This is a genomic window from Mycobacterium sp. SMC-18 (genome assembly GCF_045310895.1).
In the GTDB taxonomy this organism is placed as follows: domain Bacteria; phylum Actinomycetota; class Actinomycetes; order Mycobacteriales; family Mycobacteriaceae; genus Mycobacterium.
Genome location: NZ_JBJIAL010000016.1, coordinates 89,794 through 114,758 on the forward strand (window position 1 = coordinate 89,794; position 24,965 = coordinate 114,758).

19 protein-coding genes are annotated in these 24,965 nt (G+C 68.1%); 7 read left to right on the forward strand and 12 right to left on the reverse strand.

All coding sequences use genetic code 11. From position 1 onward, the window contains the following. Window positions 1-18 precede the first annotated feature (18 nt). Window positions 19-1,416 (reverse strand): NAD(P)/FAD-dependent oxidoreductase, encoded by a 1,398-nt coding sequence (locus tag ACJH6J_RS16315; protein WP_346416936.1) that lies wholly within the window; start codon window positions 1,414-1,416, stop codon window positions 19-21. A gap of 201 nt (window positions 1,417-1,617) precedes the next feature. Continuing rightward, window positions 1,618-2,724: a magnesium/cobalt transporter CorA gene (gene corA / locus ACJH6J_RS16320; protein ID WP_212812612.1), complete on the reverse strand. Its 1,107-nt coding sequence runs from the start codon at window positions 2,722-2,724 to the stop codon at window positions 1,618-1,620. Between the two features lie 136 nt (window positions 2,725-2,860). On the opposite strand from corA, the gene ACJH6J_RS16325 reads away from it, so the two are divergent. Beyond that, window positions 2,861-4,003 (forward strand): NADP-dependent malic enzyme, encoded by a 1,143-nt coding sequence (locus ACJH6J_RS16325; protein WP_212814933.1) that lies wholly within the window; start codon window positions 2,861-2,863, stop codon window positions 4,001-4,003. Between the two features lie 5 nt (window positions 4,004-4,008). After that, a complete protein-coding gene (locus ACJH6J_RS16330; RefSeq protein ID WP_212812611.1) occupies window positions 4,009-4,869 on the forward strand; it encodes a glycine betaine ABC transporter substrate-binding protein in 861 nt (286 codons plus the stop codon). A gap of 281 nt (window positions 4,870-5,150) precedes the next feature. Here ACJH6J_RS16330 and ACJH6J_RS16335 read toward each other — a convergent pair whose 3' ends face one another. Together ACJH6J_RS16335 and ACJH6J_RS16340 are read right to left on the reverse strand one after the other, a co-directional pair. Next, window positions 5,151-5,981 carry an SDR family oxidoreductase gene (locus ACJH6J_RS16335; RefSeq protein ID WP_212812610.1) on the reverse strand — a complete coding sequence of 277 codons (831 nt, stop codon included), beginning with the start codon at window positions 5,979-5,981 and terminating at the stop codon, window positions 5,151-5,153. Window positions 5,982-6,010: 29 nt separating this feature from the next. Beyond that, entirely contained in the window at window positions 6,011-6,847 is an 837-nt protein-coding gene (locus ACJH6J_RS16340; protein ID WP_318986603.1) for an SDR family NAD(P)-dependent oxidoreductase, read from the reverse strand. Between the two features lie 242 nt (window positions 6,848-7,089). On the opposite strand from ACJH6J_RS16340, the gene ACJH6J_RS16345 reads away from it, so the two are divergent. Beyond that, complete coding sequence (locus ACJH6J_RS16345; RefSeq protein WP_406775652.1) at window positions 7,090-8,001, forward strand: TIGR04222 domain-containing membrane protein; 912 nt, start codon at window positions 7,090-7,092, stop codon at window positions 7,999-8,001. Further along, on the forward strand, window positions 7,998-9,113 hold the full coding sequence (locus ACJH6J_RS16350) for a DUF692 domain-containing protein (RefSeq protein WP_406775651.1): 1,116 nt from the start codon (window positions 7,998-8,000) through the stop codon (window positions 9,111-9,113). Before ACJH6J_RS16345 ends, ACJH6J_RS16350 begins: the two co-directional genes overlap by 4 nt. On the opposite strand, the gene ACJH6J_RS16355 is transcribed toward ACJH6J_RS16350, so the two are convergent. Together ACJH6J_RS16355 and ACJH6J_RS16360 are read right to left on the reverse strand one after the other, a co-directional pair. Then, window positions 9,088-12,759, reverse strand: coding sequence for a multifunctional oxoglutarate decarboxylase/oxoglutarate dehydrogenase thiamine pyrophosphate-binding subunit/dihydrolipoyllysine-residue succinyltransferase subunit (locus tag ACJH6J_RS16355; protein ID WP_406775653.1), 3,672 nt, complete (start codon window positions 12,757-12,759; stop codon window positions 9,088-9,090). The genes ACJH6J_RS16350 and ACJH6J_RS16355 overlap by 26 nt on opposite strands. Before the next feature lie 207 nt (window positions 12,760-12,966). Further along, window positions 12,967-13,737, reverse strand: a complete 771-nt coding sequence (locus ACJH6J_RS16360) for a hypothetical protein (protein WP_212812605.1) — start codon at window positions 13,735-13,737, stop codon at window positions 12,967-12,969. A gap of 160 nt (window positions 13,738-13,897) precedes the next feature. Here ACJH6J_RS16360 and ACJH6J_RS16365 point away from each other — a divergent pair, with 160 nt between their 5' ends. Next, the gene (locus ACJH6J_RS16365) at window positions 13,898-15,184 is read left to right on the forward strand and encodes a multidrug effflux MFS transporter (RefSeq protein ID WP_371824521.1); all 1,287 of its coding nucleotides are present in this window, start codon (window positions 13,898-13,900) and stop codon (window positions 15,182-15,184) included. A gap of 185 nt (window positions 15,185-15,369) precedes the next feature. Then, complete coding sequence (locus tag ACJH6J_RS16370) at window positions 15,370-17,133, forward strand: MFS transporter (RefSeq protein ID WP_212814931.1); 1,764 nt, start codon at window positions 15,370-15,372, stop codon at window positions 17,131-17,133. Window positions 17,134-17,317: 184 nt separating this feature from the next. On the opposite strand, the gene ACJH6J_RS16375 is transcribed toward ACJH6J_RS16370, so the two are convergent. Genes ACJH6J_RS16375 through ACJH6J_RS16390 form a run of 4 tightly spaced genes read right to left on the reverse strand, consistent with a single transcriptional unit; the run spans window position 17,318 to window position 23,240 of the window. Then, window positions 17,318-17,926 carry a hypothetical protein gene (locus ACJH6J_RS16375; RefSeq protein ID WP_212812604.1) on the reverse strand — a complete coding sequence of 203 codons (609 nt, stop codon included), beginning with the start codon at window positions 17,924-17,926 and terminating at the stop codon, window positions 17,318-17,320. A gap of 33 nt (window positions 17,927-17,959) precedes the next feature. Then, window positions 17,960-19,312: an FAD-binding oxidoreductase gene (locus ACJH6J_RS16380; RefSeq protein ID WP_212812603.1), complete on the reverse strand. Its 1,353-nt coding sequence runs from the start codon at window positions 19,310-19,312 to the stop codon at window positions 17,960-17,962. Further along, window positions 19,309-19,824 (reverse strand): hypothetical protein, encoded by a 516-nt coding sequence (locus ACJH6J_RS16385; protein WP_212812602.1) that lies wholly within the window; start codon window positions 19,822-19,824, stop codon window positions 19,309-19,311. The genes ACJH6J_RS16380 and ACJH6J_RS16385 overlap by 4 nt, the downstream gene beginning before the upstream one ends. Continuing rightward, entirely contained in the window at window positions 19,821-23,240 is a 3,420-nt protein-coding gene (locus tag ACJH6J_RS16390) for a TM0106 family RecB-like putative nuclease (protein WP_212812601.1), read from the reverse strand. The genes ACJH6J_RS16385 and ACJH6J_RS16390 overlap by 4 nt, the downstream gene beginning before the upstream one ends. An 11-nt stretch (window positions 23,241-23,251) precedes the next feature. Between ACJH6J_RS16390 and ACJH6J_RS16395 the strand changes: the two genes are divergently transcribed. Beyond that, a complete protein-coding gene (locus tag ACJH6J_RS16395) occupies window positions 23,252-23,632 on the forward strand; it encodes a DUF2200 domain-containing protein (protein WP_212812600.1) in 381 nt (126 codons plus the stop codon). A 51-nt stretch (window positions 23,633-23,683) separates the two neighbouring features. Here ACJH6J_RS16395 and ACJH6J_RS16400 read toward each other — a convergent pair whose 3' ends face one another. After that, a complete protein-coding gene (locus ACJH6J_RS16400) occupies window positions 23,684-24,361 on the reverse strand; it encodes a DUF6461 domain-containing protein (protein ID WP_212812599.1) in 678 nt (225 codons plus the stop codon). Between the two features lie 49 nt (window positions 24,362-24,410). Beyond that, the gene (locus tag ACJH6J_RS16405; protein WP_212812598.1) at window positions 24,411-24,950 is read right to left on the reverse strand and encodes an LppP/LprE family lipoprotein; all 540 of its coding nucleotides are present in this window, start codon (window positions 24,948-24,950) and stop codon (window positions 24,411-24,413) included. Between the last annotated feature and the right edge of the window lie 15 nt (window positions 24,951-24,965).

Sequence of the window (24,965 nt, forward strand, 5' to 3'; positions counted from 1 at the left end):
CACCGGCGGTCCGTTTTGCTAGAGGACGGTGTCACTCAGCGCGGTGCGAACCTCGGCCACGGCGCGTTCGGCCGCGCGTACCGCTCCTTCGAGGTAGCTCTCGAACTCGGGCGCGGTCTCGGTGCCGGCCCAGTGCAGCCGATCCACCGGGACGGTCGCGGCGTCGGTGTATCCCGTCAGCACCCCCGGTGCGCGCGTGCCGACACAACCGTTGATCCACGGTTCGTCGACCCAGGACTTCTCCACCACTTCAACGGGATTCGCCGCTTCGGGGCCGAACAGCGTGACCAGGTCGCGCACGAATGCCGCGTGGCGCGCCGCGGGATCGTTGAGTACCTCGTCGGTCCAGGTGAAGCCCGGACCTGCGCCTGCCGTGCCGACGAAGACCAGCAAGACGCCCACACTGCCGTCCGCCGGGGAGTTGTCGACCACGAAATGCGCGATCGGCAGGTCGGTGAGGGCCGATCCGTTGAAGCCCTGCTTGCGCCAGAACGGCTTGTCGTAGACCGCGAACACCTTGGTTTCGGTGCCGTTGTGCCAGGCCCGCTGCAGGGCCGAGCGACGCACCGGCAGTTCGGGAGTGACACGAATCCGGCCCGCGTCGGCCGGGCTCATGGCCACGATGACGCGCCGACAGCGCACGTCCGCACGCGCCGACCGGACCAGCACCTCGTGGTCGAGCTGGTGAATCTCGGTGACGGGAGAGTCCAGCAGCACCCGGTCATCCAGCCGGTCGGCGAGCGTCGTGGACACCAGCTGCATGCCACCGACCACCCGGGAGTCCTGTGCACCGTCTCGGGTGTTGACCATGAAGCTGATTCCGCCCGAGGTGGCGATCTGGTGCAGCACCTTGAGCAGTGAGACCCGGTGCGGGTCTTCGGCATACATCATGGTGAAGCAGGTGGTGAACAGGTGTCGTGCCTCGTCGACGAGGCAGTTCGTGTCCAGCCAGTGGCCGAGCGTCGTACTGTCCCAGGCGCCGGCCTTCTTCGCCGTCCACGGTGTCTTGGCGGGCACCCGCTTGGCCATTCGTTCCAGCCGGAACTGGGCCTGCGCGAAGTCGAGCAGGGCGAGGGGGCCCAGCGGCGGGATGGTGCCCGTGTAGGTGCGACGCTTCCCGTGCTGCAGGTAGATGGTGTTTCCCGCGGTGTACGTCTGGAAGGTCGACAGTCCCAGCTCTTCGATCAGCGCGTACATCCGCGTGTGCAGGGCGCCGATCCATTGACCGCCACCATCGGTGACGGCGCCGTTGCCGACGTCGACATTGACGGTCCGGCCGCCCACCCGATCACCGGCTTCGAGTACCACTACCGAAAGTCCTTGTTGGGAAAGCCGATACGCCGCGGTGAGGCCGGACAGCCCGGCGCCTACGACGACCACGTCGACGTCACGGTCGACACTCTGTGGGTTGGTCATTTCTCGCTGCCTCCTGGCCGCCCGCTCGTAAAACCAAAACTCGATTCGATATTGAGTTTAGGTGTCGGCGATCGTCGCCGTCAAGGAAAAATCGATCCGAGATCGGTTTTGGGCCGGACGGCAACATCAGCCAACCCGGGCCCTGCGTGCCAAGCGAATTGCCGTCAGCGGCTACGGCGCGCGCTCATCGCCCGAGCTGAATTACAGCCAGTGGTTGTGGCGGAACGTCCGGTACAACGCCGTGCACACCAGCACCATCACCGTCAGCACGGCGAAATAGCCGTAATGCCAATGTAGTTCGGGCATGTTGTCGAAGTTCATGCCGTAGATGCCGGCGATCATCGTGGGCATCGCGGCGATGGCGACCCACGCCGAGATTTTGCGCATGTCCGCGTTCTGTTCCATCCCGACCTTGCCGAGCGCGGCCTGCACCAGTGAGCTCAGCATGTCGTCGAACCCGGTGATCTGATCGGCGGCCTGGCTGTTGTGGTCGTGGACGTCGCGGATGTAACGGCGGACTTCTTTGGAGATCAGGTCGTTGTGGTCGGACAGCAGTCGCTGCAGCGCCATCGTCAGCGGATTCACCGAGTGCCGCAGCTCGACCACTTCGCGCTTGAGCAGGTAGATGCTCTCGATGTCGGTCTGGGTGTGTGAGGAGAAGACGCTCTGTTCGATGGTGTCGATGTCGGTCTCGACCAGCGCGGTGACTTCGAGGTAGCTGTCCACCACATGGTCGGCGATGGCGTGCATCACCGCGTACGGCCCCAGCGTGAGGATGGTGGGCGACTCGTCGAGCCGGTGCCGCACACCGGCCAGTCCGCTGTGCTCGCCGTGCCGCACGGTGACGACGAAGTCGGGCCCGACGAACACCATGATCTCGCCGGTCTCGACGATCTCGCGGGCATTGGCCACGGACTCGTGTTCAACGTAGCTGACCGTCTTGAGCACCAGGAACAGGGTCTGGTCGTACCGTTCCAGCTTGGGCCGCTGATGGGCGCAGACCGCGTCTTCGACGGCCAGTTCGTGCAGCCCGAAGACATCGGCGACGGCCTGCATCTGGTGCTGGTCGGGCTCGTGGAGCCCGATCCACACGAAGGCCTCGGCGCCGGCCGCGCGCAGTTCGCGCACCTTGGCGACGGCGGCACCGTGGGTGTACTTGCCGGGCAGCCGCGCGCCCATGGAGTAGACGCCGCAGTCGACAGTGGCGCGGGCGACCGGAACGTGGATGGAGCTGGCATCGGGGCCGGCGTGCGTCTTTTTCGGGACGGGACGGAAGTTCGATGGTTGGAGCGCGCGGAACGAGGGCATGCGGCTGACCTCCCGTGGGGCGGACTTCTCGGATCTGTAGACCAGTCGCAAATGCTACGCGGAACCGGCGAGTAACAATTGAGTGAAGTAGCCTGACGCGGTGTCAGATAAGTCAGGTGCTGTGCGCACACCCCAGGTGGTCATCGAAGATGCGGAAATTTTCGCCGCCCACGAAGGGGGCAAGCTCTCCGTAGCCCTCAACGAGCCGCTGGATACCCAGCGTGCGTTGTCGATCGCCTACACCCCCGGCGTCGCGCAGGTCAGCCGTGCCATCGCGGCCGACGCGACCCTGGCCAAGAAGTACACCTGGGCCAACCGCCTGGTCGCGGTCGTCAGCGACGGCAGCGCCGTGCTGGGCCTCGGCGATATCGGCCCGGCGGCCTCGCTGCCGGTCATGGAGGGCAAGAGCGCCCTGTTCAAGACCTTCGGCGGCCTCGACTCCATCCCGATCGTGCTGGACACCAAGGACCCCGACGAGATCGTCGAGACCCTGATCCGGCTGCGTCCGACGTTCGGCGCCGTCAACCTGGAGGACATCTCCGCGCCGCGATGTTTCGAGATCGAGCGCGGCGTCATCGAGGCGCTGGACTGCCCCGTCATGCATGACGACCAGCACGGCACCGCCATCGTGGTCCTCGCCGCGCTGCTGGGCGCCACCAAGGTGCTCGAGCGCGACATGCACAACCTCAAGGTCGTGGTCTCCGGCGCCGGTGCGGCCGGTGTGGCCTGCACCAACATCATGCTGGCCAGCGGCATTCGCGACATCATCGTCCTCGACAGCAAGGGTGTCGTGCACTCCGGTCGTAACGACCTGAACTCCTTCAAGGCCGAACTCGCCGGCCGCACCAACCCCCGTGGCGTCACCGGTGGCATCGCCGAGGCGCTCGACGGCGCCGACGTCTTCCTCGGCGTCTCGGCCGGCCTGGTGCCCGAGGAATTCATCGCCGAGATGGCGCCCAACAGCATCGTGTTCGCCCTGTCCAACCCGGACCCGGAGATCCACCCGGATGTCGCGCGCAAGTACGCCGCGGTGGTGGCGACCGGTCGCAGCGACTTCCCGAACCAGATCAACAACGTGCTGGCGTTCCCGGGCGTGTTCCGTGGCGCCCTGGACGCCGGTGCCCGCCGGATCACCGAGGCCATGAAAGTGGCTGCCGCAGAAGCCATCTTCTCGGTCGTCGGTGACGATCTGTCGGTCGACTACATCGTGCCCAGCGCGCTCGACCCGCGCGTGGGGCCGGCCGTGGCGGCCGCGGTGGCGGCTGCCTCGCAAGCCTGAACACCATGAGCCGCCGGGTCGCGGCGGGCGGTGTGGCGCTGGCCGCACTGCTCACCGCGGCGACGGCGGGCTGCAGCAGCGGGCAGTCCGTGCCCGGGCCTCCGGCGTTGACCGTCGGCGCGGCACCGACCGCCGAGTCGAAACTGCTCGCGCATCTGTACTCGGCGGCGCTGGGGTACTTCGGTATCCCGACCCGGGTGCACCTGGTCCCGGATCCTGTTGCGGCACTTGACTCCGCCGATGTGACGGTGGCGCCCGGGCTGACCGGTGAACTGCTCGTCAGATTCGTCCCGCATGCCACGGCACGGGCCGACGAGCAGGTGTACCGGTCGATGATCTCGGCGCTGCCCGAAGGTGTCGCCGCCGCCGACTACACGGCGTCGGCACAGGACAAGCCGGCCGTCGCGGTCACCGCGGCGACCGCGGACCGCTGGGCCAAGCGGGATGTCGCGGCGCTGCCGGGGCACTGCGGCGGATTGTCCGTCGGGGTGGTGACGGGCGACGCGCATCCGGCTCGGGTGGGGGACTGCATCCTGCCGGCCGCTCGTGAATTCAAGGACAGCGCAAGCCTTTTCGACGCGTTGCAGGCGGGTGCGGTGACGGTGGCCTGGACCTCGACGGCGGCGCCCGCGGTACCGTCCGGGGTGACGGTACTGACCGACCGGACGTCGCTGATCCGCGCCGAGAACGTGGTGCCCTTGTACCGGCGCAATGTCCTGGCCGAGCAACAGGTGTTGGCGCTCAACGGAATTGCCGGCGAACTGGACACCGCGACGCTGACCGACATGATCGGTCAGGTCGACAAGGGTGCCGATCCGGCGGCCGTGGCGGGTGCGTGGCTGGCCCAGCATCCGCTGGACCACTAGCCGCGCGGGCAATCCGCGGTCAGGGGTTCACATGCCCTCGCGCTGCTCACCAGTAGTGGGTGAACCTGGTGCGAAGTGCGTGGTTTCAATCGCGGGGAGCAGTAGCCATTCTGATTGAAGCCACGCACCGTTCCGCGCCGCGAAACGTCCCTGGCTTCAACAACAACCCGCGGATCGTCGTCCCGGTTGCGCTCAGGGACTTATCGCCCCGCCGCTGTTGGTGAACAAGTCCACCCGTGTCTCGGCGCCCGCGGGCAGGGGTCGCACAACTGGCCCGGGAGTCAACCGAGCTTCGGCAGCACCCGTCCGGCGATGGCCGCGAAGAGACCCTGGTAGGCGCCCGACCCGGTGATGCGGACGATCACGTCGACGATCTTGGCGTCGGGCCCGACCAGCACCCGGGCGTGGCCCTTGCGGACCGACTCGAGAATGATCTGCGCGGCGCGTTCGGGCGTGGTCAGGGCCGCCCTGTCGAAGAGCTTGTTCAGGCCAGCGGAGTCGATGTCGGACGCCGCGGTCGAGTTGCGCACGATGTTCGTCTTGATGCCGCCGGGGTGCACCGTGGTGACCTTCACCGGATGCCCGGCGAGCTTCATCTCCTGGCGCAGCGCCTCGGTGAAGCCGCGGACGGCGAATTTGGCTGCGTTGTAAGCGGATTGGCTGGGTACCGCGAACAGGCCGAAGATGCTCGAGACGTTGACGACGTGCCCGTCACCCGAGGCGATCAGGTGCGGCAGAAAGACCTTGGTGCCGTTCACAACGCCCCAGAAGTCGACGTCCATGACCCGCTCGATGTCCTTGAACTGGCTGACCTCGAGATCACCGGTGAAGGCGATGCCGGCGTTGTTGTAGACCTGATTGACCTTGCCGAAGTGCTTGACCACCTCGTCGGCGTAGAGCTCGAAGGCTTCCCGCTCGGCGACGTTGAGCCGGTCGGCTTTCACCGGTGCGCCGATGGCCTTGACCTGTTCCTCGGTCTTGGCCAGGCCCTCGGTGTCGATGTCACTGATCGCCAGCGACGCGCCCGAGCGCGCCAGCTCGATGGCCAGCGCCTGACCGATACCCGACCCGGCTCCGGTGATCACACAGACCTTGCCGGCGAATCCCTCCATGACCGCTCCTTTGCGTTGGGTGGTGGGTGTCAGTGCGAGCGCGACGGCATCACGCGGGACGTGACGCGGGAGAACAGATCCTGGTACGCGCCCGAGCCGGTGGCCCGGATGATGAGGTCCAGCAGCTTGGCGTCCGGTCCGACGAGCACGCGGGCGTGGCCCTTGCGGACGGCCTCCAGGATGATCTTGGCGGCGCGTTCGGGCGTGGTCTTGGCCAGCTTCGCGTCGAAGGTCTTCGCCAGTTCCTTCGGGTCGATGCCTTCGACCGCGGTGGAGTTGCGCGCGATACCGGTCTTCACGCCGCCGGGGTGCACGGTGGTGACCTTGACGGGGTGGCCGGCGAGCTTCATCTCCTGGCGCAGCGCCTCGGTGAAGCCGCGGACGGCGAACTTGGAGGCGTTGTAGGCGGCCTGGCCGGGGACGGCGAACAGGCCGAAGACGCTCGAGACGTTGACGACGTGCCCGTCGCCGGAGGCGATGAGGTGCGGCAGGAATTCCTTGGTGCCGTTGACGACGCCCCAGAAGTTGACGTCCATGACCCGTTCGATGTCCTTGAACTGGCTGACCTCGATGTCGCCGGTGAAGGCGATGCCGGCGTTGTTGTAGATCTGGTTGACCTTGCCGAAGTGCTCGGCGACGGCGTCGGCGTAGAGGGCGAAGGCCTCGCGCTCGGTGACGTTGAGGCGGTCGGCCTTGACGGGGGCGCCGATGGCCTTGATCCGCTCCTCGGTCTCGGCGAGGCCCTCCGTGTTGACGTCACTGATCGCCAGTTTGGCGCCCGAGCGGGCGAGCTCGATGGCGAGGGCCTGACCGATACCCGATCCGGCTCCGGTGACGACACAGACTTTCCCGGCGAAGCCCGACATGTTCACTCCCTTGTGGTCGATGCGCGTGCTGCTAGCGACAGTAGCCGGTACCGCCGGTGTCGGATAGCACCGGGTGGCGCTGCGAGAGCTGCGGTACCAAACGGTACCAAACCGCCCTCAACCTGTGAATCATGCTAGGAAATGGCCGGTGCGGGCCCATTTTCATCGACGCACGCCGCCCCTGCCGCGACGCTCGCTGCATTGCTTCTCTTCTTCGACCCGACGGCAGGGAGTTGATTCCGATGACAGCATCGTGGGGCCTGACCGGACCGCAGTTTCTGGGCGTCTATCTCGTCACGTATCTGCTTGCGCTGGCGTTGATGTACGGCTTCCGGGCCGTGTTGACGCACTCGGGAACGGCGGAAACCGCTGCCGCGAATCCGCGGCCGCTGCTGGACCCTTATGAGACCGCGTATCTGGCCGGCGGGCCGGGCCGTACCGTCAGCACGGCGATCGCGAACCTGGCCTTGAGCGACCGGCTTCTGGTTTCCCGCGGCGGCACGCTCACCGTCGCCGCCGGCGCCACGCTGATCGACGATGTGGACGCTGCCGTGGCCGACGGTGTGTCCGCCACGCACCGCCGGAGGACGGCGATGAAGCGGCTGCGCAAGCATCCCCGGATCGTGGCGATCGGTGAGCGGTTGCGTGCCCGGGGCCTGCTTCTGGACAGCGGGTCGACCACCGTCCTGCGGGCGTGTGCGCTGCTGCCGTGCGCGGTGTGGGTCGTCGGTGTGCTCCGGTTGATCAACGGCATCGAGCTGCACCACAAGGTCATTCTGCTGTTCGTTTTCCTGGTGGCAACCGGTCTGTCGACACTCGTCCTGGTGCGCGCTTTCCTTGCCGATGCGGCACACCGCCCGTCCGCCGAAGGGCAACTCGCCCTGCAGGGCATGCGCAACCGGTATGAGTCCGGGGTGGCCCTGGCCGAGCCTGCGGCGGAGACCGGACGCACCGACGCGGCCCGTCAGGCACAGGTTGTCGGCGTCGCGCTGCTCGGTTTCGTCGCGCTGACCGACGACGATCTGCGTACCTCGTTGCTCGGCAGCGTCGGTGTCACGGGCGGCGGCGGTTGCGGCAGCGGCAGCAGCTGCGGCGGTGGTGGTGGGGGATGTGGCGGCGGTGGCTGTGGCGGCTGCGGCGGGTGCGGCGGATGACCACCGGAGCTCCCGGGCCTGCCGTCGGTATCGGCTGGCGGCCCGAGATCGACCTCACCATCGAGCGACTGCCCGGTGTCGAGTTCATGGAGGTGATCGCCGAAGGCATCCGGCCCGGCGCCCTGCCGGCTTCGCTGGAGGCGGTCCGTAGTCGCGGAATTCCCGTTGTGCCACATGGAATTTCGCTCTCGTTGGGCGGTGCGGAGCGGCCCGACCCCGCCCGGCTCGAGCACCTCGGCGCGTGTGCGGCGGCCCTGGGTGCCCCGTTGGTCAGCGAGCACATCGCCTTCGTGCGTGCCGGAAACCGCGAAGCCGGGCATCTCCTGCCGGTGCCGCGCAGCCGTGCCGCGCTCGACGTCGTCGTGGCCAACGTCCGGATCGCTCAGGACGCGTTGGCCGTCCCGCTGGCCCTCGAACACGTGGCGTCCGTCGTGTCCTGGCCCGACGACGAGTTCACCGAAGCGCAGTTCCTGTGCGAGATCATCGAGCGCACGGGCGCGCTCCTGCTGCTGGACGTGGCCAACCTGTACACGTCCGCCGTCAACTTCGGCGCCGATCCGATCGCTGCGCTCGATACGTTGCCGTTGGATCGGATCGCCTACGTCCACGTCGCCGGGGGAGCCTTGCGCGACGGCATCTGGCACGACACCCACACCGCCGACGTCGCCGAGCCGATCCTGGACCTGCTCGCCGAGCTCGCGAGCCGAACCGTGCTACCCGCCGTCATGCTGGAACGCGACGGCGCCTACCCGGCGCCCAGCGTGCTGGCTCGGGAGTTGGCCGCAATCAGGTCGGCTGTCGGACGAGTCGGCGATGACGTGGTACGGCCCTGGGCCGCGGGACCACAGCGGCGACCCGGTCGAGTGGGGGCCGAGCCGTCGGACCTCACCCGGAGTGCGCTGGCCGATGCCGAGGACACGCTGCTGCAGGCACTGCTGGGGCTGTCCGGCCCGCCGGCGGGATTCGATGCCGACCGTGTTGCGGTGGCCGGCGCTGCATTGGCCCACAAGCGAGCCCATACTCAGCCGAAAATGAGCTTGGGTGCGAAATTCCGGCGGAAGTTCGCACCCAAGCTCAGGTTCGACGCTACGGGGCGAACGCCTCGTCGATGATCGCCTGCTGCTCGATGGCGTGCACCTTCGAGCTGCCCGACGACGGCGCGCTCATGGCCCGGCGGGAGATGCGCTTGATGCCGGTCAGCTTCTCGGGCAGCAATTCGGGCAGGCTCAGGCCGAAGGTCGGCCAGGCGCCCTGGTTGGCCGGCTCTTCTTGCACCCAGAAGTACTGCTGCACGTTCGGGTACTGGTCCAGCGTGGCGTTGAGCCGGCGCTTGGGCAGCGGGTACAGCTGCTCGATGCGCACGATCGCGATGTCATCGCGCTTGTCCTTGGCCTTGCGGGCCACCAGCTCGTAGTACAGCTTGCCGCTGGTGAGCAGCACCCGGGTGACCTTCGACCGGTCGCCGACGCCGTCTTCGTAGGTCGGCTCCTCGAGCACCGAGCGGAACTTGATCTCGGTGAAGTCCTTGATGTCGCTGACCGCGGCCTTGTTGCGCAGCATGGACTTCGGGGTGAAGACGATGAGCGGGCGGTGGATGCCGTCGAGACCGTGCCGGCGCAGCAGGTGGAAGTAGTTGGCCGGGGTCGACGGCATGGCGACCGTCATCGAACCTTCGGCGCACACCTGCAGGAACCGCTCGATGCGGCCCGACGTGTGGTCCGGGCCCTGGCCCTCGTGGCCGTGCGGCAGCAGCAGCACGACGTCGGACAGCTGGCCCCACTTGGCCTCGCCGGAGCTGATGAACTCGTCGATGATCGACTGCGCGCCGTTGACGAAGTCACCGAACTGGGCTTCCCACAGCACCATGGCGTCAGGGTTGCCCACCGAGTAGCCGTACTCGAAGCCCACCGCGGCGAACTCCGACAGCGCCGAGTTGTAGATCAGCAGCTTGCCGCCGGTCGGGGTGCCGTCGGTGTTGGTGGCCAGCAGTTGCAGCGGGATGAACTCCTCGCCGGTGACGCGGTCGATGAGCACCGCGTGCCGCTGCGTGAAGGTGCCGCGCTGCGTGTCCTGTCCGGAGAACCGGATCAGCCGGCCCTCGGCGACCATCGAGCCCAGGGCGAGCAGCTCGGCGAACGCCCAGTCGATCTTGCCTTCGTAGGCCATCTCGCGGCGCTTCTCCAGCACCGGCTTGACACGCGGGTGCACGTTGAAGCCCTCGGGCACCGCCAGGTGCGCGTCGCCGATGCGGGCGAGCAGCGACTTGTCGACCGCCGTCAGCAGGCGCTGCGGGATGGTCTGGTCGGTTTCCACCGACTCGCTGGGGGCGAGCTCGTGCTTCTCGAGCTCGCGGACCTCGTTGAAGACCCGCTCCAACTGGCCCTGGTAGTCGCGCAGGGCGTCTTCGGCCTCTTTCATGGAGATGTCACCACGGCCGATGAGGGCTTCGGTGTAGGTCTTGCGGACGCCACGCTTGGTGTCGATGACGTCGTACATGTACGGCTGGGTCATCGACGGGTCGTCGCCCTCGTTGTGACCGCGGCGGCGGTAGCACAGCATGTCGATGACGACGTCCTTCTTGAACGCCTCACGGAAGTCGACGGCGAGGCGGGCGACCCAGGCGCAGGCCTCGGGGTCGTCGCCGTTGACGTGGAAGATCGGCGCGCCGATCATCTTCGCCACGTCGGTGCAGTACTCGCTGGAGCGTGAATCCGTTGGCGCCGTGGTGAATCCGATTTGGTTGTTCACGATGATGTGGACGGTGCCGCCGGTGCGGTAGCCCTTGAGCAGCGCCAGGTTGAGGGTCTCGGCGACCACGCCCTGGCCGGCGAACGCGGCGTCGCCGTGCAGCATCATCGGCATGATCGAGAAGCGGCCGTGGGCGTCGCTGTCGTCGTGCTCGTCGCCGACGAGCAGGTCCTGCTTGGCGCGGACCAGGCCCTCCAGAACCGGGTCGACGGCCTCGAGGTGGCTGGGGTTGGCGACCAGCGACACGTCGATCTCGTTGTCGCCGAACATCTGCAGGTAGTGGCCGGTGGCGCCGAGGTGGTACTTGACGTCGCCGGAGCCGTGCGCCAGCGCCGGGTTCAGGTTGCCCTCGAACTCGCTGAAGATCTTCGAGTACGGCTTGCCGACGATGTTGGCCAGCACGTTGAGGCGGCCGCGGTGCGGCATGCCGATGACCACTTCGTCGAGGTTGTGTTCGGCCGCCTGGTCGATGGCGGCGTCCATCATCGGGATGACGGCCTCCGCGCCTTCCAGCGAGAAGCGTTTCTGCCCAACGTATTTGGTGTGCAGGAAGGTCTCGAAGGCCTCGGCGGCGTTGAGCTTGGACAGGATGTACTTCTGCTCACCGACCGTGGGCTTGTCGTGCTTGACCTCGACGCGCTCCTGCAGCCACTTCTGCTGCTCGGGTTCGAGGATGTGGGTGTACTCGACACCGACGTGGCGGCAGTAGGCGTCGCGCAGCACCGACAGCACATCGCGCAGCTTCATGAACTGCTTGCCGGCGAAGCCGTCGACCTTGAACTCGCGGTCCAGGTCCCACAGCGTCAGGCCGTGGGTGTTGACGTCGAGGTCGGGGTGGCTGCGGAAGCGGGTCTTGTCCAGCCGCAGCGGGTCGATGTCGGCCATCAGATGGCCGCGGTTGCGGTAGGCCGCGATCAGCTCGATGATGCGGGCGTTCTTGTGGGCGATCGAGTCCGGGTTGTCGATCCGCCAGCGCACCGGCTCGTAGGGGATGCCCAGCTCGCGGAAGATCTCGTCGTAGAAGTCGTCGTCGAGCAGCAGGTGGTGCACGGTGCGCAGGAAGTCACCGGACTCGGCGCCCTGGATGATGCGGTGGTCGTAGGTCGACGTCAGGGTGATGAGCTTGCCGACGCCGAGCTCGGCGATGCGCTCTTCGCTCGCGCCCTGGAACTCGGCCGGGTACTCCATGGCGCCGGCGCCGATGATGGCGCCCTGGCCGCGCATCAGGCGCGGCACCGAGTGCACGGTGCCGATGGTGCCCGGGTTGGTCAGCGAGATGGTGACGCCGCTGAAGTCCTCGGCGGTCAGCTTGCCGTCGCGGGCGCGCCGGACGATGTCTTCGTACGCGGCGATGAACTGGCCGAATTGCATTGTCTCGCAACGCTTGATGGCCGCGACGACGAGCTGGCGCGAACCGTCCTTGTTCTGCAGGTCGATGGCCAGACCGAGGTTGGTGTGCGCCGGTGTGACGGCCGTCGGCTTGCCGTCGACCTCGGCGAAGTACCGGTTCATGTTCGGGAACTGCTTGACGGCCTGGACGATCGCGTAGCCCAGCAGGTGGGTGAAGCTGATCTTGCCGCCGCGGGTGCGCTTGAGGTGGTTGTTGATGACGACGCGGTTGTCGATCATCAGCTTCGCGGGGATGGCGCGCACGCTCGTGGCGGTCGGCACGTCCAGCGACGCGTTCATGTTCTTGACGACGGCGGCCGCGGCGCCGCGCAGTGTCTGCGTCTCGGAGTCCTCTGCGGGCGCGGGTCCGGCGGCGGCCTTGGCGGGGGCAGCCTTGGCAGGGGCGGCCTTGGCAGGCGCGGCGGCCGGGGCAGCCGGAGCGGCAGGGGCCGCGGCGGGAGCCGGCGCGGCCGCCGGAGCCGCGGGTGCGGCGGCGGGCGCGGGGGTTGCCACGGTTACGGAATCCGTTGTGTCCGTGATGGGTTCGGGGTTGTAGTCACGAAGGAAGTCGTGCCAACTCGGGTCCACCGAGGACGGGTCCTCACGGAATTTGCGATACATCTCTTCGACCAGCCACTCGTTCTGACCGAATGGTGAAGGTGATGTGCTCACGGCCGCTATTCGCCTCGTTTCCTTCTGTCCGACGAGCGCCGGACCTCAGCCCGGCGTACCCGCCCTCTGTTGTGTTGGCGGTCGCCCGCCCCCGTGCCGCCTAAGGCTAACCCGTCGGCCGATTCCGCGGACGGCGGAAGCCCACCTATTGGTGGATCAATCTGCGGAGGGTTTGCTATCCCGCGCCTCCGGCAGCACGAGCAGCGTCTGGCGCCACCGCGCGGGGGCGGGCCCGAACGCCGCGCGGGCGTTCTCGATGATCTTCTTGCTCATCAACCGGTTGCCGACGCCGCCGATCACCGCGCCGACGCCCACCGGCAGCAGCTTGCCGAAGGCGATGGCGCCGCGCTTGAGTGTGTACTTCTTCACGAAGAACTTCAGCAGCCGCGAATTCAATTGCGAGACAGCCGGTAGCGGTACGGTCGCCGCGCCGTCGGCCAGCCACGCGCCGCTGGTGCGGCCGGTGCCGAGCAAGTCTCCGATGGCGTGCTTGCCTTCATCGCCGACGAGAACGGCGAGCACCAGCGCGCGACGACGCTCCCGCTCGGTGACCGGGATGCCGTGCACTTCGGCCACCGCGAGGGCGAACACCGCGGTCGCTTCGAGGAACACCACGGTCTCACCGGCGACCGCCGACATCGCGACGAGCGTGCCAATGCCGGGGAAGGCCGCGGCCGATCCGACGGCGGCACCGCTGGCCATGGTCGCGGCCATGTAGTGCTTCTCGAGCTTGGTGATGATCTCGGCCGGGGTGGCACCGGGGTTGTGCTCCCGTAGCCGGTTCACGTAGGCGGCCACAGCCGGCGCCTGCACCCGGGCCCCGCCCTCGAGGATGTGCGAGAGCGCCTTGGCGGCAGCGCCAGGGTTCTCGGTGTGGGCGTCATGCTTCACAGGCAACTGCCCCTTCATGCTGGAGCGAGCACTCATCGGCCGGCCTCTCCATCTCCGTACACAGGAATTCAGGCTAACGCGTGGTCAACGATCGGCGTGCCATCTGAGTGCCCGGCACCAGCTGAGCCGGCGATCACATCTGAATGCTGCCGATTTGCCGGGAAGAAAAAACCGGTATGCATTGCTAACCATATTCATGGCAGCATCGCCCCTTGTGGATCTGACAGCGGTAGGCGACGCGACCGATAGTGGCGTGCCCGCCGAGGCCCCGGAAGTACGTCCGGCGCCGAGCCGTACCCGGATGATCGTGGTGCTGGGCCTGTTGGTCGCACTCGGCCCGCTGACCATCGACATGTACCTGCCGGCGCTGCCCCGCATCGCCTCTGAGCTGGGGTTGTCGTCGTCGGTCGCGCAGCTGACGCTGACCGGGACGCTGGGCGGCCTGGCCCTCGGCCAGCTGATCGTCGGTCCGCTGTCGGACGCGCTGGGCCGTCGGCGCCCGCTGGTCGCCGGCATCCTGCTGCACATGGCGGCCTCGCTGCTGTGCCTGTTCGCGCCGAACATCGAGGTGCTGGGCATCGCCCGCGCGTTGCAGGGTGTGGGTGCCGCCGCGGCATCTGTAGTGGCCGTCGCTGTCGTGAGTGACCTGTTCGAAGAGTCGGTCGCGGCCGTCGTGATGTCGCGGTTGATCCTGGTCCTGGGCGTGGCGCCGGTGCTGGCGCCGTCGCTGGGCGCGGCCGTGCTGCTGCGCGGTTCGTGGCACTGGGTGTTCGCCGCGCTCGCCGTGCTGGGCGGCGCGATCCTGGCGGTCGCGGTGCTGGCCCTGCCCGAGACCCTCGCCGTCGCCGACCGGCGCCCGCTGCAACTGCGCGCCATCCTGCGGACTTACGTCGAGGTGCTGAGCGATATCCGTTTCGTGGTGCTGGTCCTCGTCGGTGCCCTGGGCATGTCGGGCCTGTTCGCGTACATCGCCGGTGCTGCCTTCGTGCTCCAGGGCCGCTACGGCCTGGATCAGCAGACGTTCGCCTTGGTATTCGCGGCCGGTGCCATCGCGCTGATCGGTTCCACGCAGTTCAACGTCGTGCTGCTGCGCCGGTTCGAGCCGCAGAAGATCGCTGTGGTCGCCCTGATCGCCGCGTCGGTGTTCGGCCTGGTGTTCGTCGCGCTGGCCGTCCTGCATGTGGGCGGGCTGGCCGGTTTCCTGATTCCGGTGTGGGCGATGCTGGCCGCGATGGGGCTCGTGATTCCGAACACACCTGCTGTCGCGCTGGCTCGTCACCCGGATGCTGCCGGCACCGCGGCGGCCGCGCTGGGTGCTGCCCAGTTCGGGCTCGGCGCCGCAGTGGCGCCACTTGTCGGCGCACTGGGCAACGGTGAGTTGGCGCTCGCGGGCGTGATGACGACGGGCGTCGTGGTCGCGCTGTTCGCGCTGCTGGCCGTCGGCGACAAGGGCGAATCGGGACACGAACGCCACCGCCATTAGGTCTGTGGTCGCGGCGCCGAACTGCTGACTTGTTCGGATCCGCGACTGTCCGTAGCGTCGAAGTCGAGACCGGCACATCGGCCGGCCACCAGACTTGATACCCACTGCATGCATACGTTGATTTCCGCCGGAGTTCGTCGGTGAGTGCTGCGCAAGTGAGTCGGCCGTGGCATGCCCTCTGGGCCATGATGTTCGGCTTCTTCATGATCCTGGTCGACTCCACGATCGTTGCCGTCGCCAACGTCGTCATCATGCAGAAGCTCGGCACTGACTACGACGGTGTCATCTGGGTGACCAGCGCCTATCTGCTGGCGTATGCGGTACCGCTGCTCGTCGCGGGCCGGCTCGGTGACCGCTTCGGGCCGCGCAACCTGTACCTGACGGGCCTGGCGGTGTTCACGCTGGCGTCGTTGTGGTGCGGTTTGTCCGGCAGTATCGGGATGCTGATCGCAGCACGCGTCGTGCAGGGTTTGGGCGCGGCGCTGTTGACGCCGCAGACCCTGTCCACGATCACGCGAATCTTCCCGCCCGAACGCCGGGGCGCGGCCATGAGCGTGTGGGGCGCCACGGCCGGGGTGGCGACGCTGGTCGGCCCGCTGGCCGGTGGCGTCCTGGTCGACCACCTCGGCTGGCAGTGGATCTTCTTCGTCAACGTGCCGATCGGCATCGTCGGCCTGGCGCTGGCCTGGGTGCTGGTCCCGCAGTTGCCGACCGAGCGCCACCGCTTCGACATCCTCGGCGTGGTGCTGTCGGGCGTCGGCATGTTCGGCATCGTGTTCGGCCTGCAGGAAGGGCAGACCCACGACTGGGCCTGGTGGATCTGGCTGGTGATCCTCGCCGGCCTGGGCTTCATGGCCGCCTTCGTGTACTGGCAGTCGGTCAACCCGGACGAGCCGCTGATCCCGCTCACGGTGTTCCACGACAACGACTTCTGCCTGTCCAACGTCGCCGTGGCCACCATCGGCTTCTGCGTCACCGCCATGATCCTGCCGGTGATGTTCCATGCCCAGGCCGTCCTCGGCTTGAGCGCGACGGAGTCGGCTCTGCTCACCGCGCCCATGGCGGTGGTGTCCGGGATGCTCGCGCCGCTCGTGGGCAAGCTCATCGACCGCTACCCGCCGCAGCCGATCGTCGGATCGGGCTTTTCGGCGCTGGCGATCGGGCTGACGTGGCTGTCGTTCGGGCTGACCCCCGATACCCCGCTGTGGCAGCTGGTGCTGCCGTTCATCGCCATGGGCATCGGCATGGCGTTCATCTGGTCGCCCTTGGCGGCCACCGCCACCCGCAACCTGCCGCCGCGGCTGGCCGGCGCCGGATCCGGCGTCTACAACGCGACGCGGCAGGTCGGTTCGGTACTCGGCAGCGCCGGCATGGCTGCCTACATGACGTCCCGGATCAGCGCCGAGATGCCGGCCGGCGGACGGCCCGTCGCCGGCGAAGGCACACCGGTGACCCTGCCGCCGTTCCTGCACGAACCGTTCGCCACCGCGATGTCGCAGTCGCTGCTGCTGCCGGCGTTCGTCGCGTTGTTCGGTGTCGTCGCCGCGCTGTTCCTGCGGGGTCAGGCGACGGCGGCGCCGCTGGTGCGGCCCCGGACCTCCGTGCCGGAACCGCCCGAGCCCAACTACTTTCCCGACGACGACGACTACGTCGAATACACCGTCGATCGCACCGAGTTCGACGCCGTGGACGATTCCGACCCGTGGGACTGGTACGACGCGCCCGCCGAACCCGACGAGGACTACGAGGACGACTACGCGCCCTACGAGTCCGAGGACGCCGACGAGCCGCGCACCTCACCTATCCCGATGCGCGTCGACCACTGGCACAGCCCGCGTCGGCCGGAGGTCATGAAGGCCGATGCGCCTTCGGCACCGCGCCGGGGGCGGCATTACCGCGAAGACGACGAGGCCGACGACCCAGGCGTCTACGGTTTGCATTCGATGTGAGTCAAGATCGGTTCGCGAGCGTGCAGTCAGATCGCCGAAATCGCTGAATCGGTGATCTCTTCGCACGCTCGTGCCGCAGGATCGCCACCAATCCATGCGAGTGTGCAATCAGCGCGCGTGGAACGGCAGATCTGTGATCTGTCCGCACACTCGCGGATGCCTCAGCGGCGGTCTCTGCGCGTGCTCAGTAGACGCGGCTACCCTGCGCCGACAGCACGAAGCCGTGGGTCTTCCTGTCCTGGCCCCAGGCCTCGCCGGGATTCTGGATTTCACAGGTGAGGGCGCCGTCGCCCGCCGTCGCGCACACTTCGTCGTTCTCGTCGACCGAGCCCTTTGCACCGGGGACGACGATCTTCTGGCCGGGTGCCAGCTCCCGGTAACTGGCCGGGTCGACGGGCACGCCACCGTTTTGCGTTTCCTTCTGCTTCACATCGGCCTGGCCGAAACTCGCCACGCTGCCGGCCGCGACTTCCACCTGGGTCACGTCCGCGGGTACGCCCGGCAGCGTCCCCCAGCACGTGATGCTGGAGTAGTACTGCCACGAGTTCGGTCCGTCGTACAGCTCGCAGTGCACGCCGCCGGCGGTCTTGAACCGGTACGACGACCAGCCGTAGTGCTTGGGCCCGGCGTAGTCGCAGAGGTGCACCGCGGCGTAGCCGTCGAACCCGGTGATGACCGCGGGCGCGCGGCTCGGATCGGTGGTGCCGCAGGCCGGGGCGGCGTGGCCGTCGGGTGCTGAGGTGATCGCGAGCAAGGGCAGCCCGAGAGCAACAACCACGGCGAATCGGCGCACCATATTGACGCTACCGGAGCCTCTGGGACCGGATCAGCGGAACAGCACCGCGGGGTTGAGGTACCCGGTCGGGTCGAACGCCGCCTTCACCGTGCGCATGGCCGCGACGTCGGCGTCGGTGCGCGACATGGTCAGGTAGTCGCGCTTGCGGGTGCCGACGCCGTGTTCGGAGCTGACGTTGCCACCGCAGTCGGCGATCAGGTTCATCATCGCGGTGTAGAGGGCTCGTTCGGTTTCGCCGGAGACGTTGCAGCGCACCAGGTTCAGATGCAGGTTGCCCTCGCCGATATGGCCGAACAGTACGGGGATGGCCTCGGGCGCGTGCGCTTCGGTGACCGCCACCGCCGCACGGGCAAACCGTGCGACCGAGGAAAGTGGCAGCGACACATCGAATTTCAGTGGCGGGCCATACCAGCCCAGCACCTCGCCGATGGCTTCGCGGACCTGCCACAGCCGCTGCTGTGCGCTGACGTCGACGCCCACCGCGGGTTCTCGGGTCAGCTCCGCATCGCCCAACACGTCGGCCAGAATGTCGGATTGGTCGGTGTCACCGGCGATTTCGACCAGCAGCTGCCAGGCGCCGCCGACGGCGGCGTGCACACCGAGGTGCTCCGCGGTCAGGGCGCTGGCGCGCGCGTCGACCAGTTCCAGTGCCGCGATGCCGTCGGTGTCCCGGAGCCGTCGCCCGGTGGTGATCAGGGCGTCGAGGTCGTCGAACCCGGCCACCGCGGTCACCCGATGGGGCGGGACGGGGCGCAGCCGTAGGTCGAGGCCGGTGATGACCCCGAGCGTGCCTTCCGCGCCGACGAACAACGAGGTCAGGTCGTAACCGGTGTTGTCGCTGCGCACTTGGCTGTGCCGCCGCACCAGCGTGCCGTCGGGCAACGCCACCTCGAGGCCCAAAACCTGTTCGCGCATATTGCCGTAGCGCACGGTCCGCAGGCCGCCGGCATTGGTCGACGCCATGCCACCGACGGTCGCCGAATCGCGGGACGCGAGGTCGACGCCGAACACCAGGCCCGCGGCGGTCGCGGCGTGCTGTACGGCGGCGCAGGTCGCTCCGGCGCCGACCCGGATGCGACGTTCCGCGGTGTCGACAGCGCCGACCGCCGACAACCGTTCGGTGGAGAGCAGGATGTCGTCGTGCTCGGGAACGGTGCCGGCCACGAGTGACGTCCGCCCGCCCTGCACCGTGACGCAGGCGCCCGCATCGCGGCACGCGCGCAGCACTGCGGCAACCTCGTCCTCGCCGCCGGGGCGGACCAGCGCCTGGGCCTGGCCGCGGTAGCGCCCGGTCTGGTCGACGACGCGTCCGGCGAGCACGTCGGGATCGGTCGTGACGTACCCGGTGCCGACGATCGATGCCAGCTGATCCAAGAGCGTCATGGCCGTGACACCGGCCGTCGACGGGCGATCTGGCCGGCGGCGTATGCGACAGCCGGTGGCGGGACGAGCGGCGCGGGGATGCCGATGCGGCCGGTCTTGGTCTGGAGGGTCACCATCGCGGCGGAGGGCCGGATCGCGATGACCGAACCCCAGTCGAGCGTCACCGTTCCGGTCGGGGTGGCCAGCATGAACCCCTGGTCGTTGAACCCGGAGGCCCACTTCGCGCCGGGAAACATGTTGTGGCCCAAGGCTCGATAGCTGCGGAACCAGATCATTGCCGTGATGAGCCCGAAGAACACCAGCAGCAGGACGACCGCGATGCCGATGGCCGCCGGTATGGACCCGGCGCCGGCTGAGACAAAACCGATGCCGACGACGATGATCAACCACAGCTGCCACCGGGTCAGGGCTCGCTGGGTGGAGAGCCACGTGAAGTGCCGACGATCGGACGGTCCCGCGGTCCAGACGTGGTGAACGGGCGGCACCGGTATGCCCGGCTGCGGCATGGTCATGCCGTCACCGACAGGAACGCGCCGAGTTCGATCATCCCGTCCGGCGTCGACGGCAGGTAGTCGGTCAAGAGCGCCGAGCGCACCACGTACGCAGCGTATTTGGCGCGGCTGATCGCCACGTTGAGCCGGTTGCGGTTCAGCAGAAAGCCCATGCCGCGGGGCACCTCGGCGATGGACGACGCCGTCATCGAGACGAACACCACGGGGGCCTGCCGCCCCTGGAATTTGTCGACGGTACCCACCTGGACGTCACCGTAGCCCGCCGCGTCCATCCGCTCGCGCAGCAGCACCACCTGCGCGTTGTACGGCGCCACGATCAGAACGTCTTCGGGGCCAAGGGTTTTCGTGCCATCCTCGTCGGTCCACTGCCTCCCCACGAGGCCGCCGATGGCGGTGATGATCGCCTCGGCCTCCTCGGGACTGTCGGTCGCATTGCCCTCGTGCTCGACGGTCATCAGGTGCACGCCGGGTTCGATACCGGCCAATCGCCGTGCGCCGCTGACACTTTCGGCCGCCAGCAACCGGTTGTCGTAGGACAGTGCCGATACCGGGGCGCACACCGCCGGGTGCATCCGGTACGACACGTCGAGGAAATAGCCGCGTTCGGCGGGCAGGGTGTGGCGGCCCTCGACCAGCCAGCTCAGCGCCGACTCGTCGACCGGCTCGGGGTGGGTGCCCTGGCTGACCTGCGGCAGCTGCTGCGGGTCGCCGAGCAGCAGCAGATTGCTCGCCGCGGGTGCGACGGCAATGGTGTTGGCCAGGCTGAACTGGCCGGCCTCCTCGATGACGAGCAGATCCAGGCTGCCGCGCGGGACTCGGCCGTCGTTGGCGAAATCCCAAGCGGTGCCGCCGATCACGCAGCCGTTGTTGTCCTCGATGAAGCGCGCGTACTGGTTGTCCGGCACGTCGCTGAACGGTGCGCCCTCGGGGGCACGCTTCTTGCCGACGACCCGGCCGTCCACCCCGGCCTTGACCACGCTGCTCAGCACGTTCTCCACGACGGCGTGCGCCTGCGCCACGACGCCGATGCGCCAGTGGTCGAGGTTGACCAGGTCGGCGATGACCTTCGAGGCGGTGTAGGTCTTCCCGGTCCCCGGCGGGCCGTGCACCGCAAGGTACGACGAGTCCAAGTCCCGCAGGGCGGCGACGATATCGCGCGCTGCGTCGCCGGTGCGGGGGAGCGGGCCGGTGGACCGGGTGCGCGGGGCGGACCGCAGCAGGATGTCGAGCGGCGCATTGGGCGGCAGCGACGGCAACCCGGCGGCGAGCTCGGCAGCCGTCGTCTCGATCGAGGTCCGCAGCGGTTTGGTGTTCGGCGGCGGACCCGGCGTCAGGGCGAAGGGCAGTTGGCCGAACTCGTCGCCGTCCTTGCCGGTGCGGTGCACGATCAGCACCTCGGTGCCGTCCTCGTTGCAGTCCACCACCGTGGCGGTACCGGCGGCCCGGACATCGGGATCATCGGAAAGTCCTGCCGGAGAAGGTGGCTCGTAGAGTGCGAACACCTCGGCGCCGGGCCGGAGCGAGCCGGCAGCGATCTCGCCGCGCAGCAACACCTGGCGCTGCGGCTTGCGGGCCTTGGGCGGAATGTTCCAGTCGACGGCGACGTGCGGGGTTGCCGTGGACACGAAAACGTCTGTGCAGTCGGCCCATTCGTCCACCGGGTTGTTGAGCCGGTCGAAATGCTCCCACCAGAACGGCTTTTCCTCGCGCTGGTGGTACCCGCGGGCGGCCGCGATCATGGCGACGGCCTGCTGCTTGTCCGAGCGAGCCGTGGTGCCGTCGCCCGCGTACTTCGCCAGCGCACGCTGAGTGGCGTCGTCGGCCGGCGCGGCCGCCTCCGGTTGCGCGGGGCCACCGACTGCCGGGCCGCGCGGCGCGATGCCCGCGGCCCATGCCACGCCGAGCAGCCACTCGCGCAGCCGCAACGTGGAGCGGCAGTCGTAGTGGTTGTAGTCCTCGATCTCCTTGAGGACGGTCGCGGCTTCCTCGTGTTCGCCGGCCGCCTCGAGTTCGGTGTAGCGCGCGTACTGCGTGATGGAGTCGGTGGCCTTGGTGACCTCACCGACACGCAGCTCACCGCCCATGTACAGCGGCTCCAGGTACTTGATGCTGTAGCTCTCGGTCCCGACGCGAATACTCTTGCGCACCAACGGCAGCAGGTCGACCAGCACACCGCTGCGCAGCAACTCGTCCACCTCGGCCTCGCCGACGCCGTAGCGCCCGGACAGCCGCAGCAGCGTGCTCTTCTCGTAGGCCGCGTAGTGGTAGATGTGCATGTTCGGGTACCGCTTGCGTTGCTTGCGTACCAGCGCCAGGAAATCGATGAGCGCCTGCCGTTCACTGGTCCGGTCGTGCGCCCACAACGGGTGGAACTGTCCCGTCGCGGTCAGGGTGCCCCACAGGTATTCCAGGCCCCAGTCCCGGCCGTTCTCGGTCCACAGCGGGTCGCCTTCGTAGTCGAAGAACAGGTCGCCGCGGTCGGGTTCGGGCAGCGCGGTGAGTGGCTGTGGGTCGATGACCTCGAACTGCGGCTTGTCGTCGATCGGCGGCGCGACCTGCAGCCGCGCCTGCCCGACGAGATTGGCCACGATGCGCGACGAGAGCCCCGGCACCGCGCCGCTGTGCTCGGCCAGCTGGTGCATGGTGGTGATGCCGGCGTCGAGCAGCCGGGCCCGCTGGCTCACCCGCATCCCGGCCACCAGCAGCAGGTCGTCCCGCTCGCGGACTTCGACTTCGCAGTCCTCGCACTGGTGGCAGGCCCGCAGCGTCGGCGTCTCCCAGGACACCGGTGTTCCACCGGTGCGGTGCTCGTCGAGCAGCCGCTGCAGCGCCGCGCGCCGCGGCAGGTAGACCGGAAGCAGCTCGGCCACCGGATAACTGGCGATGGTGCCGTCACCGAGCACCAGGTCAACCTCGGGGGCCACCGGCACGCCGGCCTGTGTCAGCGCGTCTGCGTAGGCCGCCAACTGCAGGAGCGCCTCGACCTTCACCGACCGGGCCAGTTTCGTGTCCCGCAGGCGGTAGCGGCCGTCCTCCAGGATCAGGAAGTCGGCGAATCCCAGGAAACGGCCGTCGAACATCGCGGCCTGATAGATCACCGGTGCCCGGCGGTCGACGGCAGCGCGGGTGGCTTCGGCCGCGGCCAGCAGGCCGGCGACGGTGTACGGTCGCGGCCGGCCGATCATCGTGACGTTGTCGCCGGACGCCTCCCGCAGCTGTTCCAGATGCCGCTGCTCATGCGCGTCGCCCAGTTCTGCGGTGCGGGCCAGCAGGTCGTCGTCCACGACGGCCTTCGGTCCCCAGCCCAGCAGCCCGTTGAACCGGCGCAGCAGCGCGTACTCGCAGCGCGCCGCGGCCGCGAGATCCGATGCGCTGTAGATGACCGGCGCAGCGTGATCGGTCGGACTGAGGAACACGTCGCCACCATATGGCAGCCCGCCGACAGACCGGGGTTACCTTGGCTGGAGTGAGCAGGATTTTCACCACGAGCGTCGCGTCGGTCTATCCCCACTACGTCAACAAGGTGGCGAAGAAGGGGCGCACGTCCGCCGAACTCGACCAGGTCATCTGCTGGCTGACCGGATTCGACCAGGCCACCCTGGCCGAGCACCTGAAAGCAGAGACGACGTTCGAGGACTTCTTCGCTGCGGCGACACTGAATCCGAATGCCACCCTGATCACCGGTCTGGTGTGCGGCGTCCGCGTCGAGAACGTCGAGGACCCGTTGATGCAGAAAATCCGCTACCTCGACAAGCTGGTCGACGAACTGGCCAAGGGCAAGGCCATGGAGAAGGTGCTCAGGGCCTGATCCGGCCGGGCGTCATCTGGTTCCCGCAGGTTGGTGCCTCCGCACCGGGAATCACCAGCTCGCCGGGTGGCGCCACGAGGTTCGGAGAGCAGCTCCGTATCGTTGCTCCTCCTCGGTGCCGGGTGTCGCCACCCGCGCCACCGCGAAGTTGCTGCGCTCGAACAGGTCCGGCGTGCACCGTACGTCGGTGAGACGCTCGGCAAGCGCAAAACCGGCCGCGCCCAAGTCGATTCCGGCGATCTCCACCGGGTCGGCATCCACCGGCACGCCTATCGCAGCAAGATCGTCACGTACTGCCTCCGGATCGGCGCCGAACCGCTCGGCCGGAAACAACAGGTCGAAATCGACCACGAGTTCCCCGTCGCGCCACCAATGGAACCGGCGGACCGCGTTGATATTGCTGAAGTGCGAAACAATCGTTCGGCCGGGGGACAGGGGTCCGATCAGTCGCTCGGTGACCCCGACGAAGCCGTTGATCTCGGCAATCAGCGTCCACGCGCCGCCGATCTCGGTCACGCCGATGAGGCCAGGGTCGAAACCACCGGCCTCATCGGCCACAGCCAGTTCGTAGAGCGCATCGATGCCCTGCACCGAATCCAGCACGTCGGCGCCGAGACGGTTGACGACCTCCGCCGCAGTGATGTCGCCGACGAGCGTCAGGCAGTGCGCCTCAGCCCAGTCGGGACGCCAGGTCTTCCACCACGAGTAGTCGTCGGCTGTGGCAGTCAATTCGCACCTCCACCCCACCTCGGCACAATTGTCTTCGTGGTGAGCGCAGCTAGTGCGTGTTGCCGATCAGCTCGACACCGTTGCCGTTCCAGTGGAACCGCACGATGCTCTTGAGCCCGCTGGCCGGGTTGGTGTAGCTCAGGGCGACGGTGTCGCCGGTGGTCTGGGCGAGGTCGATGCCGTTGAACCCGTAGGTGTCGGGCACCCCGGTCGGGATCAACTGGCCCAGGTGGAACATCACGGCGCGGGTGTTCGGCTGTTCGGCGTTGGTGTTCGCTTTCACAATCACCACCGACAGTGGCGCGCACTGGTTGTAGTTCCCGGCCAGCGGTTCGGGGCTCCAGCCCTGCTTGCTGCGCGGGTCGGCCGGCAGCGTCGACACCGCTTTGGCGATATCCGGCGCCGTGAGGCTGACGGCGCAGGGGTCGGCCGGGGCCGCGCTGGTCTTCGGACCTGCGGCGACGGTCGGCGCGGCGGTTTTCTTGGCGGCGGCCGGCGCGGTCGGCTCGGGGGTCTTGGAGGCGGTGGAGTCACCCGACCCACAGGCGGACAGGCTTGCCGCCGCGAGTGCGGCCACCGCGATCGTCATCAGTTTCGGTTCGGC

Coding starts and splice junctions, on each gene's coding strand:
- ACJH6J_RS16355 (WP_406775653.1), bottom strand. CDS start 12,759: ATGTATCGCAAATTCCGTGAGGACCCGTCCTCGGTGGACCCGAGTTGG.
- ACJH6J_RS16385 (WP_212812602.1), bottom strand. CDS start 19,824: ATGACCATGCCGCAGCCGGGCATACCGGTGCCGCCCGTTCACCACGTC.
- ACJH6J_RS16360 (WP_212812605.1), bottom strand. CDS start 13,737: ATGAGTGCTCGCTCCAGCATGAAGGGGCAGTTGCCTGTGAAGCATGAC.
- ACJH6J_RS16380 (WP_212812603.1), bottom strand. CDS start 19,312: ATGACGCTCTTGGATCAGCTGGCATCGATCGTCGGCACCGGGTACGTC.
- ACJH6J_RS16405 (WP_212812598.1), bottom strand. CDS start 24,950: ATGACGATCGCGGTGGCCGCACTCGCGGCGGCAAGCCTGTCCGCCTGT.
- ACJH6J_RS16335 (WP_212812610.1), bottom strand. CDS start 5,981: ATGGAGGGATTCGCCGGCAAGGTCTGTGTGATCACCGGAGCCGGGTCG.
- ACJH6J_RS16340 (WP_318986603.1), bottom strand. CDS start 6,847: ATGTCGGGCTTCGCCGGGAAAGTCTGTGTCGTCACCGGAGCCGGATCG.
- ACJH6J_RS16315 (WP_346416936.1), bottom strand. CDS start 1,416: ATGACCAACCCACAGAGTGTCGACCGTGACGTCGACGTGGTCGTCGTA.
- ACJH6J_RS16345 (WP_406775652.1), top strand. CDS start 7,090: ATGACAGCATCGTGGGGCCTGACCGGACCGCAGTTTCTGGGCGTCTAT.
- ACJH6J_RS16350 (WP_406775651.1), top strand. CDS start 7,998: ATGACCACCGGAGCTCCCGGGCCTGCCGTCGGTATCGGCTGGCGGCCC.
- corA (WP_212812612.1), bottom strand. CDS start 2,724: ATGCCCTCGTTCCGCGCGCTCCAACCATCGAACTTCCGTCCCGTCCCG.
- ACJH6J_RS16330 (WP_212812611.1), top strand. CDS start 4,009: ATGAGCCGCCGGGTCGCGGCGGGCGGTGTGGCGCTGGCCGCACTGCTC.
- ACJH6J_RS16370 (WP_212814931.1), top strand. CDS start 15,370: ATGATGTTCGGCTTCTTCATGATCCTGGTCGACTCCACGATCGTTGCC.
- ACJH6J_RS16365 (WP_371824521.1), top strand. CDS start 13,898: ATGGCAGCATCGCCCCTTGTGGATCTGACAGCGGTAGGCGACGCGACC.
- ACJH6J_RS16395 (WP_212812600.1), top strand. CDS start 23,252: ATGGCAGCCCGCCGACAGACCGGGGTTACCTTGGCTGGAGTGAGCAGG.